We start from the raw sequence: 15420 nt of genomic DNA, 5'->3' as shown, positions 1-15420 counted from the left end.
GTCGTGATACCCGTGCTACCAGGAGCTTCGCCGCGTTCAAGGCGGTCGGTCAGATCGACCTGATCTTGTGACCAGCAAGATCAGGATGGAAAAGGCTCAGTACTTGCAGATGCCGTGACGACCCCGGGGTAAGGGGTTCCGCGCCCAGGACTGCGTGATCGCCCGATGCCTGAGGTGAGGCCTCAGGACGAACCTCATGACCATGACGGAATGGACCCCTGAGGCGATCAAGGCGGAAGTCGAGTACCGGCGCGGTAACGCGGTGTGCAACTGGCAGCGGTCGAACGGTGGCACGCCGTCGTGGTTCAGGCGGGTGATCCACCGCACCTCTGAGAAACCCGGCGGCACCAAGGCATGACTTATGCAAGCATGCCCCTTGTGGCGCGTCTCGGTTCCGGAATCCCGTTGGTCGCGCGCGACCGCGAGCTGGACCGGTTGCGTGCCGCGCTGGCGGAGGCGGGTGAAGGCACCGCGGGGGCGGTGTTGCTCGCGGGTGACGCCGGCGTGGGCAAGACGCGATTGGTCGACGAGCTGGCGGCCAGCGCCGACGACACCCTCGTCCTCATGGGACGGTGCCTGGACGCCGGCGAGACCGGCCTGCCGTACCTGCCGTTCGCCGAGGCGCTCAGCTCCCTCAAAGACACTCCGAACCGGCCGGCGCTCGCGATGTTGCTGCCCCAGCTGGCGTTGCCGGCCGAACGCGAGCCCGGCACCGGGGGCATGATCGCGCCCAGCCTGATCCCAGGGCGACGGCCCGAGCAAGATGTCGGCCAGCTCCAGCTGTTCGACGCCGTGCTCGGGCTGCTCGGCGATCTCTCCGAGCGGCAGCGCGTGCTGCTGGTCGTCGAGGACCTGCACTGGGCCGACGCGTCCACCCGGTACCTGCTGTCGTTCCTGTTGTCCCGCTTGCGTTCCCAGCGCCTGCTCGTCATCGGCACCTACCGCGCGGACGATCTGCACCGCAGCCATCCGTTGCGCCCCTTGCTGTCCGAGCTGGTCCGGCTGCCCGCCGTGGATCGGCTCGACCTCTCGCCGTTCAACGCGGCGGACGCCCGCACGTTCGTCGAGGCGTTGTCCGACGATCTGCCGGAAGACGTGGTCCAGCAGGTCGCGGAACGGTCGGAGGGCAACGCTTTCTTCGCCGAGGAGCTCATCGCGGTGGCCACGTGCGACGACAGGTCGCTGCCTTCTGCGCTCGCCGACGTCCTTCTCAGCCGCGTCGAACGACTGAGCCCCGAAGCACAGCACGTGGTGCGCGTCGCTTCGGTCAGGGGCCGCAGGGTCCGGCACGACCGGCTCAGCGAGGTCGCCGGCATGACGGACATCGCGCTGGACACGGCGTTGCGCGAGCTGGTCCAGCACCACCTGCTCGTCGTGAACGACAACGAGGTCTACATCTTCCGCCACGCCCTGGTCAGGGAAGCCGTCTACGGCGACCTGCTCCCCGGCGAACGGGTGCGGCTGCACGCCGCCTACGCCCACCACCTCGCCCAGCACCTGGACGAACGCGGTGCGGCCGCCGCGCTGGCCCACCACGCCTTCGAGAGCCACGACCTCGGTCAGGCGCTCACCGCGTCCATCAAGGCGTCCAAGGAGGCCGAACGCGCTGGCGCGCCCGCGGAGTCGTTGCGCTACCTGGAAAAGGCGCTCAACCTCTGGAACGCCGTTCCCGCGAACGACCGTCCGTCCGATGTAGACGAATCCGTGCTGCTGCGGAGGGCCTCCTGGGTCGCGGGGACGGCGGGGCAGCCGGAACGGGCCGTGGCGTTCGCCCGCAGTGCCACCAAGGCGGTCAGCGCCGAGCAGACGCCGGAAGAGGCCGCCGAGGTGTGGCTGCGGCTCGCGCAGGCGTTGTCGATCCTGGACGGCAACGAGGAAGAGCACTTCGAGGTCATTGGGAAGGCGCTCGACCTCGTCTACGACCGCGAACCCAGCCCCACCCGCGCCCGTGTGCTGGCAGGCAAGGCATCGGCCATGCGCCAGCAACGCAAGGACGCCGCCGCACGGGAAGCCGCCGAGCTGGCGATCGCGGACGGCCAGAGGGCGAACGCGCCGGGTGCGGTCGCCGACGCACTGGGCACGCTGGCCATTCTCGACGACCACGCGAACCGGTACACCGAAGCGAAGGACAGCTTCGAGAGTGCGATCAAGTGCGCGCGTGAGGTCGGAGCGTTCAACAACGAGCTCAGGGCTTGGTACTACTACGGCCTGATGCACTACGACCACGGCGAACTGGCCGAGGCCGCGCGCGTCTTCAACGAGGCGGGCGACCGGGCCAAGGAGACCGGCCTGACGTGGAGCATGTTCGGCCTGGAGATCCGCATCCTGCAGGTGCTGGTGCACTACTACATCGGCGACTGGGACTACGCGGCGTGGGCCAGCGAACCTCCCGGCATGTCCGTGTCGTCGACGGTGCTGGCCCGGCTGGCGGCGGCGAGCACGCACCTCACGGTCTCGCGCGGCGACCTGGCCGAGTCCGAGCGGATGATCACGAAGCTGCGCAGCGACTGGCACCGCGACATCCAGATCGCCCTGGATCACGGGTGGCACGGGCGCGGAGCTCGCGCTGTGGCGCGGCCGTCCGGAACTCGCCGTCGAGCGCGTCACGGACGCGTTGGAGTGGGCGCGCAAGCTCGGTGGTCCGTGGATGCTCGCCGGCATCAGGATCGGTGCGATCGGCATCGCCGCGTACGCGGACGTCGCCACGAAGGCACGCCGCAAGCGTGACACCGAGGCCGAAGAAGAACGCTGTCGAGCACGGACACGAGCTCGCCGAGCACGTGCGGCTGACCGCGCGGAACGGCAAGCCACGCGCCGGTTCCCTCGGGCCGGAGGGACGCGCCTGGCTCGCCCGCGCGATGGCGGAGGAGACCAGGCTCAACGGCGCCGGCGACCCCGAGCTCTGGAAGGCCGCTGCCGACGAGTTCGGGTACGGGCTCGTCTTCGAGCAGGCATTGTGCCGGTGGCGGCTCGCGGAGGCGTTGCTCGGAGCGGACCGGCGCGACGAGGCCGCCGAGCAGCTGCGCCAGGCCGATGAGGTCGCGACCAGGCTGGGAGCCGCTCCGTTGCAGGAGGTCGTCTCGTCGTGCGCGAAGCGGGCCCGCATCACCCTCAGGGCTGACGAGCCCGCGAGGGAGCAGATCGACCTCTTCACCCCGCGCGAACGCTCCGTGCTCGGGCTGGTGGCCGCCGGACGGACGAACCGCGAGGTCGGCGAGGAGCTGTACATCAGCGAGAAGACCGTTTCCGTGCACCTTTCCCGGATCATGGCCAAGCTGGGGGCGTCACGGCGCGCGGAGGCCGTGGCCATCGCGTACGACCGAGGTCTGCTGGAATAGCTTCGGTTGTCATACCTCAGGCTGATGCGCAACGCGTCGCGGAGTTGATGTCCGCGTACTCAGGGAACTCATAGCTTCTTCCTCGTCAAGGAACATCCCCTGCGAGGAAGGCAAGCGACATGTCTGCACTGGTGTCCGAGGTCGGCACCCGGACCGCCGCGGCGGCCCACAACCTGGTGAAGGTCTACGGCAAGGGTGACACCGCGGTGCGGGCGCTCGACGGCATCAACGTCGCATTCCAGGCCGGCAGGTTCACCGCGATCATGGGCCCGTCCGGCTCCGGCAAGTCCACGCTGATGCACTGCCTCGCGGGACTGGACACGGTGGACAGCGGCGCGATCCACATCGGACAGACCGAGATCACCAAGCTCAACGACAAGGACCTGACCAAGCTGCGCCGCGACCGCGTCGGCTTCGTGTTCCAGGCCTTCAACCTGCTGCCGACGCTGACCGCCGAGCAGAACATCCTGCTGGGGCTCGAGCTCGCCGGCCGCAAGCCCGACAAGCAGTGGTTCGACACGATCGTCAACGTCCTCGGCCTGCGCGACCGCCTCACCCACCGTCCGACCGAGCTGTCCGGTGGCCAGCAGCAGCGCGTGGCGTGTGCCCGTGCGCTCGTCGCCCGTCCCGAGGTCATCTTCGCCGACGAGCCGACCGGCAACCTGGACTCCCGCAGCGGTGCCGAGGTCCTCGACTTCCTGCGCATGTCGGTCCGCAAGATGGGCCAGACCGTGATCATGGTGACGCACGACCCGGTGGCCGCGAGCTACGCGGACCGCGTGGTGCTGCTGGCCGACGGCCGCCTCGCCGGTGAGATCCACGAGCCCACCACCGAGTCCGTCGTCAACGCCCTCACGCACCTGGGGGCGTGAGGTAGATGCTGAAGACGATCCTTGCGGGCCTGCGCGCCCGCACGGCGAGGCTGGTGCTGTCCAGCATCGCCATCGCGCTCGGCGTCGCGTTCGTGACGGGAACCTTGGTTCTCGGCGACGCGGTCGGGGAACAGACCAGGGACAACTTCGCCCGTAGCGCCCGCAACGTCGACGCCGCGGTGCACATGGGGGAGAACAGCCCGGACCAGGAGAAGGGCATCCCCGCCGACTTCCTGCAGAAGATCCGCAACACGCCGGGCGTCGAGGGCGCGGACTCTCGCGAGTTCGGCAGCGCGGCGTTGCTCAGCGGGGAAGGCAAGGCGCGCAGCGCGTTGGTGCAGCCGCTGCCGACGACGGAGAAGCTGCGCGACTTCAACCTCAAGGACGGCAAGTACCCGGTCAAGGCCGACGAGGCCGCGATCGACGTCAAAACCGCGCAGACCGCGAAGCTCAAGGTCGGCGACAAGCTGAAGCTGCTCGACAGGGACAACGCCGAGCACGCGTTCACCATCGTCGGCACCTACCAGCAGGGCGCGAGCAGCATCTCCATGTCCGGCAGCGACCACGTCCTGGTCTCGCCGGAAGGCCTGCGGACGGTGATCCCGGACCAGCGGATCTACGAGATCGTCGCGGTCGCCAAGTCCGGTGTCTCGCAGCAGCAGCTCGTCGACAACATCAACAAGGTCATCGGCTCCGGCTACAAGGTGCAGACCGGTGAGCAGCTGACCCAGGCGACGCTGGCTCAGGTCGGTGACGCCGCCAGCGAGATCAAGACGTTTCTGCTCGCGTTCGCCGCGATCTCGCTCGTCGTCGCGGGCATGGTCATCTACAACACCTTCACGATCCTCGTCGCCCAGCGCACGAAGGAACTCGCACTGCTGCGCTGCGTCGGTGCGGAACGCGGGCAGGTGTTCCGCAGCGTGCTCGCCGAAGCGGTCTTCATGGGCCTCGCGGCGTCCGTGCTGGGCATACTCGGCGGACTCGGCGTCTCGGCGGGCCTGCAAGCCTTCATCAGCACGGTCGGCGGTCCCGGCGGAGAGGACGCCCCGATCCGCCTGCCGATCTCGTGGGTGACCATCGCCGCCGGCTTCGGTGTCGGTGTGGTCGTCACGGTGCTGTCGGCCGTGCTGCCGGCCCGCCGCGCCACGAAGGTCGCTCCCGTTGCCGCCCTGCGCTCACAGCCGGACAGCAGCGATGACGTCGCCCGCACCGGCAAGGTGAGGATCGTCGTCGCGACGCTGATCGCACTGGCCGGTGGGGCCGCCGTCTACTTCGGACTGCAGCAGGAGAAGGAAGAGCCGGCGATGTTCATCACCGGCGGCGCCACGATGGTGCTGCTGCTCGCGGTGCTGCTGCTCGGTCCGCTCTACGTGCCGCTGGTGAACCGCCTGTTCGGAACGGTGCTGCGGGGTGTCCCTGCGAAGCTGGCCTCGGCCAACGCGGGCCGCAACCCCAAGCGCACGGCCGCGACGACGGCGGCGCTGATGATCGGCGTGACCATCGTCGCGATGGTGACCGTCGTGGCCGGCAGTGGGCGCGCGACCATGAACGAGCAGGTCGACAAGCGGTTCCCGGCCGACTACGCGATCAAGTCGAACGTCTACAGCCAGCCGTTGACGCAGAAGTTCGTCGACGAGGTCGCGAAGGTGCGCAACGTCGCGATGGTCGCGCCTGAGCTCGCCGCGTACGGCGAGTCCCCCAAGCTGAAGTACGCCGACGTCACCGGCTACCCGGCCGACGCGATCGGGTCCCTGGTGCGCCCGGAGACGACCAGCGGCACGTTGACGGGTCTCAAGGACAACGAGATCGCCATGCGGGAGAAGGAGGCCAAGGAGGCGGGCCTCACCGTCGGTTCCACCGTCCCGATCAGCGGCAAGGACTTCAAGGTCGTCGCGCTGATCAAGGACAACAGCTACGGCACCGGCATCGTCACGCTTGCCTCTGCCGCTTCCCTGCTGAAGGAGCCCGTGAAGGGCTACCAGAACATGCTGGTCAAGCTCGCGCCTGGCACGGACATCACGGTGGCGCGCGCCGATCTCGAACGGGTCATCGCCACCTCGCCGGTCGCGGTGCTGAACTCCGCGGCCGAGACCAAGGCCGAGCTGAACTCGCAGATCGACCAGGTCCTGATGTTCATCTGGGCCCTCGTCGGCCTGGCGCTGATCATCGCCCTGTTCGGCATCGCGAACACGCTGACGCTGTCGGTGCTGGAACGGACCCGTGAGTCGGCTCTGCTGCGGGCGCTCGGGCTCACCCGAGGTCAGCTGCGGCAGATGCTGGTGGTCGAGTCGATCCTGATGGCTCTCATCGGCGCGGTCGTGGGCGTGCTGCTCGGTGCCGGGTTCGGATGGCTGCTGGTCGAGGCGATCTCCAACTCGGAGTTCCGGATCAGCTTCTCCATCCCGTTCGGCCAGATCGGGATCATGCTGGGCCTGGCAGTGGTCGCGGCGATCATCGCCGCTGCTCTGCCCGCCCGCCGCGCGGCCAAGAACTCCGTGGTCGCCGGCATGGCGGAGGCGTAGGACACCCCGCCTGGCTCCGGCTGTCGGGAGCCAGCGGCCAGGCGGGTTCGGGCGTGCGGAAACAGGGGCCGCACGGCCGGGGGATCGGTGGAGGTCCGGTGCTGTCGGGGCGCCGGGCCTCCACCTGCGTTCACCTGCGGGTTCAGCTTCGCTACCCGCCGAAGCAGGAACCCAATCACAAGTTCACCGAAAAACTTCGAGGGCGCGCGTCACTTTTGGCCCGCAAGCCCCTCTACCTGGGGTGAGGGACGACCGGAGCGAGGGCCCGGTCGTCCCTCTCATCGTCTCCAGGGCCTCTCAATCAGCCCCGATCGAGACGCTCGAAGTTCCGGCACAGGTTTTTGTTGCCTGCCTCCACAAAGTTACGGAACGATGTCGACCGCTTGACACCCGCGCCTCTCCGGTTGAGTGTGAGAGCGCTCTCATCACAGTTAAGCGCCGCTCACGGCGTCGTCGAGGAGGACGGATGAGCAGAAGGCTGGTCGGCAGCGTCGCTGCGACCCTCGTGATGGTTCTGGCCGCTGGATGCGGCGGGAGTTCCGAGGCCGACGGCAAGATCGAGCTGTCACTCGGCCTGTTCTCCGACTTCGGTTACGACAAGCTGATCGAGGAGTACCAGGCCGCGCACTCGAACATCAAGATCGAGCAGCGCAAGGTCAAGATGGAGCAGCACAACACGCAGCTCGCGACTCAGCTCGCGGGTGGTCGTGGTGCGGCGGACATCGTGGCCCTCGAGGAGGGCGTGATCTCGCAGTTCCGCGCCTCCAAGGACAAGTTCGTGAACCTGGCGGAGTACGGGGCGAAGGACCTCAAGGGCCAGTGGGCCGGCTGGAAGTGGAACCAGGGCACCGCTGACGGCGGCGAGTTCGTGCTGGGGCTGGGCACGGACATGGGCAGCCTCGGCCTCTGCTACCGGCGCGACCTGTTCGAGGCGGCCGGGCTGCCGACGGACAGGGCGGAGGTCGCGAAGCTGTGGCCGACGTGGGCCGACTACGCGAAGGTCGCTGACCAGTTCACGGCCAAGACGCCGAACGTGAAGTTCGTCGACACCGGTCGCAACGTCTACAAGGCCATCCTCGACCAGACCGAGGAGGGCTACTTCGCGAAGGACGACTCGTACATCGCGGAGAAGAACGACAAGGTCAAGACGGCGTTCGACACGGCGGCGGCGCTCGGCACCAAGCAGCAGACCGGTGCGCTCGAGCCGTTCAGCCAGGACTGGAACGTTGCCCTGAAGCAGGGTTCGTTCGCCACTACCACGTGCCCGGCCTGGGCGCTCGCGCTGATCAAGGCGGGTGCCGGCGACGCGGCGGCCGGGAAGTGGGACGTGACAACGGCGCCCGGTGGCGGCGGCAACTGGGGTGGCTCGTTCCTCGCCGTCCCGAAGCAGGGCAAGCACCCCAAGGAGGCCTACGAGCTGGCCAAGTGGCTGACGGCGCCCGAGCAGCAGAAGCGGATCTTCAAGGAGACCGGCAACCTGCCCAGCCAGCCCGCCATCTACAAGGACGCCGAGGTGCAGGCGACGGTGAACGAGTACTTCAACAAGGCACCGGTGGGGCAGATCTTCGGAACCTCTGCTGAGTCGCTGAAGCCGACGTACCGCGGCACGAAGGACTCGAAGGTCACGCCCATCTTCAACAGTGCGCTGCAGCGTGTGGAGCAGGGCAAGCAGCCCGCAGCGGATGCTTACACGCAGGCGCTGAAGGAAGCGCAGGACGCCGTCAAGTGACGGTGACGCGCACGGTGACCGAGGCGGCTCAGGCCGCCTCGGTCCCTTCTTCTCCTGGCACACAGCCGAAGAGTTCGAAGCTCAGCCGCTGGGACGCGAAGTACACGCCGTACCTGATCATCGCGCCGTTCTTCCTGGTGTTCGGGATCTTCGGCCTCTACCCGCTGGTGTACACGGCGTGGGTGTCGCTGCACGAATGGCAGCTGATCGACGGCAACCTGGGATTCGTCGGTCTCGCCAACTACGCCGAGCTGTTCGGCGACGCCAAGTTCTGGAACGCGCTGGTCAACACGCTGAGCCTCTTCGTGCTCTCGACGGTGCCGCAGCTGCTGGCCGCGCTGGGCCTCGCCGCGTTGCTGGACAGGGGCCTGCGCGGAAGTGCGTTCTGGCGGGCGGGCGTGCTGCTGCCCAACGTCATCTCGGTCGCCGCGGTGGCGCTGGTGTTCGCGCAGTTCTTCGGCCGCGACTTCGGCATCGTGAACTTCCTGATCGGCCTGGTCGGGATCGACCCGATCGACTGGCGCGCGGAGACGTGGGCATCGCACCTCGCGGTGTCCACAATGGTCATGTGGCGCTGGACCGGCTACAACGCGCTGCTCTACCTGGCGGCGATGCAGTCGGTGCCGAAGGACATGTACGAGTCGGCCACTTTGGACGGTGCCTCGCGCTGGCGGATGTTCTGGTCGATCACCGTGCCGTCGATCCGGCCGACGATCCTGTTCACCGTCGTCACCTCGACGATCGGCGGTCTGCAGCTGTTCGCCGAGCCCGCGTTGTTCGACCCCGGGTTCGCCGCCAACAACTCCACCGGTGGATCCGACCGGCAGTTCCAGACGCTGGTGCTCTACATGTACGAGAAGGGCTTCCGGCTGTTCGACGCCGGGTACGCGGCCACCATCGCGTGGATGCTGTTCCTGGTCGTCGTGCTGGTCGCGATCATCAACTTCTCGCTGACGCGGCGCATCGCGGGCAAGGGGTGATCATGAAGCACGCAAAGGCAGGCCCTCTGCTCTACGGGTTCCTGGTCGCCGTCCTGGCGGCCTCGGTGTTCCCGCTGTACTACTCGTTCATCGTGGCGTCGAAGGACAACTCGGTCCTGGGCGAGAAGGTTCCGCCGCTGGTCCCCGGTGGCAACCTGGTCGAGAACATCACGCGCGTCTTCGACACCGTCGACTTCTGGCTCGCCATGCAGAACTCGTTCGTCGTGGCGTCGACCGTGGCGATCTCGAACGTCGTGCTCGGGACGCTGGCGGGTTTCGCGTTCTCGCGGCTGCGGTTCAAGGGGCGGGACACGTTGTTCCTGCTCGTCCTGGGTACTGCGATGGTGCCGACGCAGCTCGGCGTGATCCCGCTGTACATGCTGATGTCCGACCTCGACTGGTACGGCACGCTGCAGGCGGTCATCGTGCCGGTGCTGATCGGGTCGTTCGCCGTGTTCTGGATGCGTCAGGCGTGCGAGGAAACCGTGCCGTACGAGCTGATCGAGGCGGCGCGCGTCGACGGGTGCTCGGTGCTGCGGACGTTCTGGCACGTCGGTTTCCCCGCTGTGCGGCCACAGGCGGCGGTGCTGGGCATGTTCACGTTCATGACCGCGTGGAACGACTTCTTCTGGCCGTTGATCGTGCTGGACCCCAACGACAGCCCGACGGTCCAGGTGGCCTTGTCGACGCTGGCCAGCGGGTACTACACCGACTACTCGTTGATGCTCGCCGGCGCCTCTCTCGCGGTGCTGCCGGTGATCGCGATCTTCGTCCTGCTGTCGCGCCAGATTGTCGGCGGCATCATGCAGGGTGCCCTAAAGGGATGAAACACAGCAGGGATCAAGCCGCAAGGGAAGTGAATGAATGACGACCGACTCGGACGTCGAGGTCGAGCGGGAGGTGCTGACCTTTCCGCCGGACTTCCTGTGGGGAGCAGCGACCGCGGCCTTCCAGATCGAGGGTGCGACCACAGCGGACGGTCGTGGCGCCTCCATCTGGGACACGTTCGCGGCGACGCCCGGCAAGGTGCTGGCCGGTGACACGGGAGAGCCTGCCTGCGACCACTACCGCCGCTATCAGTCCGATGTAGACATGATGGACTCGCTGGGACTGGCCGCGTACCGGTTCTCCGTGGCGTGGCCGCGGATCCAGCCCAGCGGCAGCGGTGCGATCGAGGAGCGCGGTCTCGCGTTCTACGACCGGCTGGTGGACTCGTTGCTGGAGAAGGACATCCAGCCGCTGGTCACGCTGTACCACTGGGACCTGCCGCAGGTCCTGGAGGACTTCGGCGGCTGGCGCAACCGCGACACGGCCTACCGCTTCGCTGACTACGCCGCTCTCGTGCATGAACGGCTCGGTGACCGGGTGCAGGCCTGGACGACGTTGAACGAGCCCTGGGTCTCCGCTTTCCTGGGCTACGGCAACGGAATCCACGCGCCGGGCGTCACAGACGCGGTGGCGTCGCTGGAGGCGGCGCACCACCTGCTGCTGACCCACGGCCTGGCAACGCAGGCGTTGCGCGCGCAGGCACCCGAGTCGCACCGGCTGTCGATCGTGCTGAACTTCAGCACGATCTGGGGAGACGACGACTCGGCCGCTTCCCAAGACGCTGTCCGCAAGGTCGACGGGCTGCAGAACCGCATCCTGCTCGACCCGATCTGCGGCCGCGGCTACCCGCTCGATGTCCTGGAGGACACGGCGTGGCTGGGCGACTGGACGAACGTGGTGCGCGACGGTGACATGGAGACCATCGCCGCCCCGATCGACTGGATCGGCGTGAACTACTACAACCCCACCCGTGTCGCGCCCGCGGATCCGGACTTCGTGCCGGTCGGGCCGCACGCGGGCCTGCGTGGTGTTGCTCTGCAGCCTCCGCAGGGCGAGCTGACCGGCTTCGGGTGGGAGCAGAACGCCGACGCGTTCACCGAGTTGCTGGTGCGGCTGTCCCGTGACGCCGGCGGGCTGCCGCTGGTGGTGACCGAGAACGGTTCCGCGTTCCCGGACGTGGTGGACCCGATGGGCCGCGTCGTGGACGTCGAGCGGACGAAGTATCTGGTGGACCACGTTCGCGCGGTGCACAGGGCGATCTCCGAGGGCGCCGACATCCGCGGCTACCTGGCGTGGTCGCTGCTCGACAACTTCGAGTGGGCAGCCGGGTACTCGCAGCGGTTCGGGATCGTGCACGTCGACTTCGAGACGCAGCGGCGCACGATCAAGGAAAGCGCGGTCACGTTGTCCCGGATCATCGGGCAGAACGGGCTTCCCGCGCAGGGCTACACCGTTTAGCTCAGCAAGGCGGACCGAGGGGGTCTGGCGCTCTCACCCGCGGACACTTCTGTCCGCAGGTGAGAGCGCTCTCTCGTTCTACCTGCGGCGCAGCACGCGAGGATCGGCGTGCAGGTTCTGCCCGAGCCGGATGGTGATGAACTCGTTGTTGTCCGGCTTGCCCGGCGTGCGGCCCGACGACGACGGGAAGTTGTTGTCGTTGAGCACCGCGATCGTGCGGTCGTCGAGGATCGTGACGTCCTCGATCGTGACGAACGGGAACTTGAACGGGTCAGCCTGCCCGCCGATGTGCTTCGGGTTCGCCAGGTTCAGCAGGTCGGCGACCATGGTCTTGTCGAGCTTGCCGTCCTTGTCCCGGTCGCGCTTGTCCGCGAGGTAGACGCGCTTGACGATCGCGTCGGCGCCCTGCGCGCTGTCCCGCTCGATGATCAGCAGCCGGTTCCTGTCGACGGCGATGGCGTCACCGATCGCGAAGTTCGGGCTTTCCAGCTGGTAGAGCCACTTGGTGCCGGTGAACGAGTTGGACGCGATGTCGAACTCGTTGAGGCGCAGCGTGCCCGGCGTGTCACCGGCGACGGTGCCCTCCAGCAGCGCGTTGATCGTCTTGCCGTCGGGGGAGAGCGTGATGCCCTCGAAACCCTTGCTGCCGCCCAGGTTCGGATTGCCGGCAGGGTTCTCGGGAGCGCGCACGCCTGGCAGTGGCGCCGGCGGGGAGAGGAGACGTCCTGCGCGGTCGAAGTGCAGCAGGTAGGGACCGAACTCGTCGCCCATCCAGTAGGTGCCGTCGGCGCCCCTGGTGATCGACTCGATGTCGATGTCGGCACCGGTCAGCACGCGGTCGGCACGGGTGAGCGGGGTCTTGATGTGGCCGTTCGGGTCGGTCAGCGTGATGCCGCCGAGCACGTCGACCGTGTTCTTCGCGAAGTCGGGCGCGATGCGGTGGATGCGCAGCAGGAAGTCCGCGCTGTTGGCCTTGGTGCCGAAGCCGTTGTCGGAGATCGCGTCGAAGGTGCCGTCGCTGTTGCGGACAGGCCGCTGAAGCCCTGGACCGGCTGGTCGGCGAACGGCGGCGTGACGCCGTTGATCGGTGCGGTGCCGAGTGCGGAGCCGCTCGGTTCGCTACCGGGGACGAAGGTCTCCGCGGGAAGTGAGGCGAAGTTCGTCAGAGAGGCCTGCTGGGGAGCCTTCTGAGGGGCCGCTTCAGGGGCGGCGGCAGTGGGCGTGGCCAGCGCGGTGATGGTGAGCAGGGTGAGGCCTGCGGCCAGAGTTCTCCTCATGCCGCGAACCCTATGTCGTCCAGGATCGTTTTACGCATGCTTCGCGTCACGGCAACAACTTCCGGGAACCCTGGAGGACATGACGACGACCTGGCGCATGCGCATCGAACTCAGCGACAGCCCCGGCGCGCTCGCCCGCGTCACAGTCCGGCTGGCCGCCGCAGACTGCAACGTTCTCGCGTTGCACGTGATCCCCGTTCCCGGCGGAGTGCTTGACGAGATCGTCGTGCGAGCGGGCGAAGGCGTGCTCCCCGCCGACCTCGTCGACGCCGTGCGCAGTGAGGGCGGCAAGTGCGTGGGGATCACCAGCGCGGACCTTAGGGATCTCGTCGACGAGCCGACGGCGGTGCTGCGTGCCGCCAGGATGGCGTTGACTGACCCGGACAGGACCGCGGAGGCACTCCGCCAGGTGCTGGCCGCCGATTCGGTGAGCTACGGCGAAGCGGCCGACGGGCAGGTCCAGGTGGGAGACATGGTGGTCAGGCGCGGCTGGGCCAGGTTCACCCAGGTCGAACTCGCACGTGCGCAGGCGCTGCTCGACCTCGTGGACGCGCCGGCGCCCGCGATGCGAGGAATGCTCAGCGATGACGGCGTGGCACTGGTTCTGCGCCCCGGCACCGCCGAGGACGAGGACGCCGTCGGCGGCCTGCACACCCGTTGCTCCATGAGGACGTTGTTCAACCGGTACCACTCCGGCATGCGCACGGTGCCCCGCCGCTGGCTGCACCGGCTGCTCAACCCGCCGCGCCGGCACCACGATCCTCGCCCAGTGCGCGGACCAGGTGGTGGCGCTGGGCCAGCTCATCCAGACCGGCACACCGGACTCCGCCGAGATCTCCCTGCTGGTGGAGGACGCGTGGCAGCACCGAGGCGTGGGCACGGCGCTGCTCGGCGCACTCGCCTCCGAGGCCCGCGCCGCCGGGTATTCCGAGCTCGTGGCGTGGTGTCTGCCGTCGGAAAGCGCTCTGGTGCGAACGGCCGCGCGGGCGGGTCTCGAGGCCACGACACGCCGGGAGGACGGCCTGCTCCGTGTCTCGATCGCGCCACGCGGGCGTGCTCTGAAGGCACCAGTTGCGACGGTCATGGCTGAAAAATCACGATGAACAGCGCGGAAACTCTCCTCGGAGATCGCTTGCAGCTAAGCTGACCAGCGACTCAAAGGTTTTCATCGAGGAGTGGTGGTGCTCGTGTCCAACCACGCGCGTCCGACGTTGGAGGACGTGGCCGCGAGGGCTGGGGTCTCCCGCGCCACGGCGTCACGAGTGCTGAACGCGTCGCCGCGCGTCAGCCCCGAAGCGCTGGAGGCCGTCAACGCCGCCGTGCACGCCCTGGGCTACCAGCCGAACCGTGCCGCGCGTGCTCTCGTGACTCGTCGCACCGGCGCCGTCGCGGTGGTGTTCTCCGAGCCGGAGCCCAAGATCTTCGACGACCCGCACTTCGCCCGCCTGATCCGCGCAGGCGCCCGCGCTCTCGCGGACGTCGACGTGCAGATGGTCCTCATGCTGGTGCACTCGCCGGACGACCAGGCGCGCGCGCACCGGTTCCTGGCCGGCGGCCACGTCGACGGTGCCCTGGTGTTCGCGCCGCACCGCAACGACGAGCTCGTGTCGATCGTGAAGAAGCTTCCGCTGCCGGTGGTGTACGCCGGCAAGCCCTGGGGGTCGTTGCGGGGTATGCACCTCGTCGACAACGACAACGAGGGTGGCGCGGTGCTGGCCACCGAGCACCTGAAGTCGCTCGGGCGCAAGAAGATCGTTCACGTCTCCGGGCCGTTGGACGAGCTGTCCGCCATTGACCGGTTGAACGGGTTCAAGGCCGCTTTGTCGTTGGACGACAAGGGGGCGGCTCGGGTCACCGAGGATGGCGGGTTCACCCGTGAGGGTGGGCGGAAAGCCATGTCTGCTCTGCTGGCGAAGGTGCCTTCTCTGGACGCTGTCTTCGTCGCGTCCGACCTGATGGCAGCTGGGGCTCTTGAGACGCTGCACGAGGCTGGGCGGCGGGTGCCTGAGGACGTTGCCGTGGTCGGGTTTGACGACCATGTCTCCATTGCCGAGCACACCGCGCCGAAGTTGACTTCGGTTCGGCAGGATTCGGATGAGCAGGTCAAGCACATGGTCGAGCACCTGATGAAGCTGCTTCGGGATGAGACTGTGAAGTCGAAGAAGCAGATGCTGCCCACCGTGTTGGTGCGGCGCGAGTCTGCTTGAGGGTTTTGTCAGACCTTCTGAGTACGTTGAGATGTAGGGGTTCCCAGCTCGGGGGTACCCCTGCGGTCGCGTGGGGTTCGTAGGTTGTCTCCCTGTTTCGTTGGCGGCTGCCGGTTTCGTGTCCGTAGGTGGTTGGGGTGCGTTGTCACCTTGCGGGTGCGTGCTTTTCCTGAGGGCTCTGCCCTCAGACTCCCGACACTCCCAAAAGA

13 protein-coding genes are annotated in these 15420 nt (G+C 67.7%); 11 read left to right on the top strand and 2 right to left on the bottom strand.

The window, feature by feature from the left end; translation table 11 throughout:
- Window positions 1–196 precede the first annotated feature (196 nt).
- The 9 genes from FXN61_RS37440 to FXN61_RS37405 all read left to right on the top strand — a co-directional run bounded on the left by FXN61_RS37440 (window position 197) and on the right by FXN61_RS37405 (window position 11727).
- On the top strand, window positions 197–358 hold the full coding sequence (locus FXN61_RS37440; protein ID WP_167978664.1) for a helix-turn-helix domain-containing protein: 162 nt from the start codon (window positions 197–199) through the stop codon (window positions 356–358).
- Window positions 359–378: 20 nt separating this feature from the next.
- Window positions 379–2727, top strand: a complete 2349-nt coding sequence (locus FXN61_RS37435) for an ATP-binding protein (RefSeq protein ID WP_312878299.1) — start codon at window positions 379–381, stop codon at window positions 2725–2727.
- The gene (locus FXN61_RS55890; protein WP_312878298.1) at window positions 2724–3338 is read left to right on the top strand and encodes a helix-turn-helix transcriptional regulator; all 615 of its coding nucleotides are present in this window, start codon (window positions 2724–2726) and stop codon (window positions 3336–3338) included. Before FXN61_RS37435 ends, FXN61_RS55890 begins: the two co-directional genes overlap by 4 nt.
- A gap of 119 nt (window positions 3339–3457) precedes the next feature.
- Window positions 3458–4210 carry an ABC transporter ATP-binding protein gene (locus FXN61_RS37430; RefSeq protein ID WP_167978663.1) on the top strand — a complete coding sequence of 251 codons (753 nt, stop codon included), beginning with the start codon at window positions 3458–3460 and terminating at the stop codon, window positions 4208–4210.
- Window positions 4211–4215: 5 nt separating this feature from the next.
- Window positions 4216–6732 carry an ABC transporter permease gene (locus tag FXN61_RS37425; RefSeq protein ID WP_167978662.1) on the top strand — a complete coding sequence of 839 codons (2517 nt, stop codon included), beginning with the start codon at window positions 4216–4218 and terminating at the stop codon, window positions 6730–6732.
- A gap of 466 nt (window positions 6733–7198) precedes the next feature.
- Window positions 7199–8461: an ABC transporter substrate-binding protein gene (locus tag FXN61_RS37420; protein ID WP_167978661.1), complete on the top strand. Its 1263-nt coding sequence runs from the start codon at window positions 7199–7201 to the stop codon at window positions 8459–8461.
- 113 nt (window positions 8462–8574) lie between these two features.
- Window positions 8575–9441 (top strand): carbohydrate ABC transporter permease, encoded by an 867-nt coding sequence (locus tag FXN61_RS37415; protein ID WP_188135902.1) that lies wholly within the window; start codon window positions 8575–8577, stop codon window positions 9439–9441.
- Window positions 9442–9443: 2 nt separating this feature from the next.
- Window positions 9444–10268, top strand: coding sequence for a carbohydrate ABC transporter permease (locus FXN61_RS37410; protein ID WP_167978660.1), 825 nt, complete (start codon window positions 9444–9446; stop codon window positions 10266–10268).
- Window positions 10269–10305: 37 nt separating this feature from the next.
- Window positions 10306–11727 carry a GH1 family beta-glucosidase gene (locus tag FXN61_RS37405; RefSeq protein WP_167978659.1) on the top strand — a complete coding sequence of 474 codons (1422 nt, stop codon included), beginning with the start codon at window positions 10306–10308 and terminating at the stop codon, window positions 11725–11727.
- A 78-nt stretch (window positions 11728–11805) separates the two neighbouring features.
- Here FXN61_RS37405 and FXN61_RS37400 read toward each other — a convergent pair whose 3' ends face one another.
- Together FXN61_RS37400 and FXN61_RS53325 are read right to left on the bottom strand one after the other, a co-directional pair.
- Entirely contained in the window at window positions 11806–12726 is a 921-nt protein-coding gene (locus FXN61_RS37400) for an esterase-like activity of phytase family protein (protein WP_312878300.1), read from the bottom strand.
- A 324-nt stretch (window positions 12727–13050) separates the two neighbouring features.
- Complete coding sequence (locus tag FXN61_RS53325) at window positions 13051–13656, bottom strand: hypothetical protein (protein WP_246292473.1); 606 nt, start codon at window positions 13654–13656, stop codon at window positions 13051–13053.
- Window positions 13657–13786: 130 nt separating this feature from the next.
- On the opposite strand from FXN61_RS53325, the gene FXN61_RS53320 reads away from it, so the two are divergent.
- Both FXN61_RS53320 and FXN61_RS37390 read left to right on the top strand, forming a co-directional pair.
- Window positions 13787–14107 (top strand): GNAT family N-acetyltransferase, encoded by a 321-nt coding sequence (locus tag FXN61_RS53320; RefSeq protein WP_312878296.1) that lies wholly within the window; start codon window positions 13787–13789, stop codon window positions 14105–14107.
- A gap of 78 nt (window positions 14108–14185) precedes the next feature.
- Window positions 14186–15211 carry a LacI family DNA-binding transcriptional regulator gene (locus FXN61_RS37390; protein ID WP_167978658.1) on the top strand — a complete coding sequence of 342 codons (1026 nt, stop codon included), beginning with the start codon at window positions 14186–14188 and terminating at the stop codon, window positions 15209–15211.
- Window positions 15212–15420 lie beyond the last annotated feature (209 nt).

Source organism: Lentzea indica, assembly GCF_012184385.1.
Lineage (GTDB): Bacteria > Actinomycetota > Actinomycetes > Mycobacteriales > Pseudonocardiaceae > Lentzea > Lentzea indica.
This window is presented reverse-complemented; position numbering and strand designations above follow the sequence as displayed.